Annotated in this window: 2 protein-coding genes; one reads left to right on the top strand and one right to left on the bottom strand. The window is 50.9% G+C overall.

The window, feature by feature from the left end:
- Positions 1-256, top strand: a 256-nt coding sequence (locus EHN13_RS24170; RefSeq protein WP_211339292.1) for a hypothetical protein, incomplete at its 5' end; no start/stop codon positions are given.
- Between the two features lie 74 nt (positions 257-330).
- On the opposite strand, the gene EHN13_RS23885 is transcribed toward EHN13_RS24170, so the two are convergent.
- On the bottom strand, positions 331-1,644 hold a 1,314-nt coding region (locus EHN13_RS23885), incomplete at its 5' end, for an AAA family ATPase (protein WP_124022183.1).

Below are 1,644 nucleotides of genomic sequence, written 5' to 3'. Positions count from 1 at the left end.
ACACAGATTGTCTGATAAATTGTTAAAGAGCAGTGCCGCTTCGCTTTTTCTCAGCGGCGCGGGGTGTGCATATTACGCCATCCCGCTACGAAGTCAAGCATTTAATTTCGCTTTCTTCGCCGGAGTTCTCAGTGGAACCCCGCTGACCCGGCGGCTTGCGTGCCGTTGTTCCGTGTCAGTGGAGGCGCATTATAGGGAGTTATTTCAGACTGACAAGTTAAAAATACAAAAAACTTATCAAGCGATTACTTTTTAATCAAAACCTCTATTCTTGCCTGGTTATTAAACAAAAACGAGCCCCGCAGGGCCCGTTTATTGAGGTTTTGTGACTTACTGCACTGCCACAATGCGATCGTCATTCACTTCCAGACGAATCGTTTTGCCTGGAATCAGCTCACCAGACAGGATTTGCTGCGCCAGCGGGTTTTCGATCTGCTGCTGGATAGCACGTTTCAATGGACGTGCACCATATACCGGATCGTAACCATTCGCGCTCAGCAGTTTAAGCGCCTCGTCAGAGATGTGAATTTCATAACCACGCTCTTCCAGACGTTTATACAGACGCTGCAGTTGGATCTGAGCAATAGAAGCAATGTGTTTCTCACCCAATGGATGGAATACAACAACCTCATCTATACGGTTGATGAATTCCGGGCGGAAGTTCTGGCTCACGACGCCCAGCACCATATCCTTCATGTGACCATAATCCAGCTCACCGAAGCGTTCCTGAATCAGATCAGAGCCAAGGTTCGAGGTCATGATGACAACCGTATTACGGAAATCGACCGTTCTCCCCTGCCCGTCAGTCAAACGACCATCGTCAAGCACCTGCAACAGAATGTTAAATACATCCGGATGCGCTTTTTCCACTTCATCCAGCAGAATGACAGAGTAAGGACGACGGCGTACCGCTTCCGTCAGATACCCACCTTCTTCATAACCGACATATCCCGGAGGCGCCCCGACCAGACGAGAGACAGAATGTTTCTCCATAAACTCGGACATATCGATACGCACCATCGCGTCGTCGCTGTCGAACATAAAATTAGCCAGCGCCTTACACAGTTCGGTTTTACCGACACCGGTTGGGCCAAGGAACAGGAATGAACCAATCGGACGATTCGGATCGGACAAGCCCGCGCGGCTACGACGGATGGCGTTAGAAACGGCTTCCACCGCTTCGTTCTGGCCAATCACACGGCTGTGCAGCTCCTGTTCCATACGCAACAGTTTTTCCCGCTCGCCTTCCAACATACGAGCCACCGGGATCCCGGTCCAGCGCGCCAACACTTCTGCAATTTCTGCATCCGTGACTTTATTACGCAGCAGACGCATGGTTTTGCCTTCAGACTGGGTGGCTGCTTCCAGCTGTTTTTCCAGTTCCGGAATTTTGCCGTACTGCAGCTCGGACATGCGCGCCAGGTCGCCGACACGACGCGCCTGTTCGATAGCGATTTTTGCCTGTTCCAGCTCTGCCTTGATGGTTTGCGTGCCGGAGAGGGACGCTTTTTCAGCTTTCCACTCTTCTTCTAACTCAGAGTACTGGCGCTCTTTGTCGTCCAGCTCTTCATTAAGCATATCAAGACGTTTTTTGCTCGCCTCATCAGACTCTTTCATTAACGCCTGCTGTTCCAGCTTGAGCTG

The sequence above is a fragment of the Citrobacter youngae genome (genome assembly GCF_003818115.1).
GTDB classification, from domain to species: domain Bacteria; phylum Pseudomonadota; class Gammaproteobacteria; order Enterobacterales; family Enterobacteriaceae; genus Citrobacter; species Citrobacter youngae.
The sequence above is the reverse complement of the archived record's forward strand: the minus strand, read 5'-3'. Positions and strand labels throughout refer to the sequence as shown.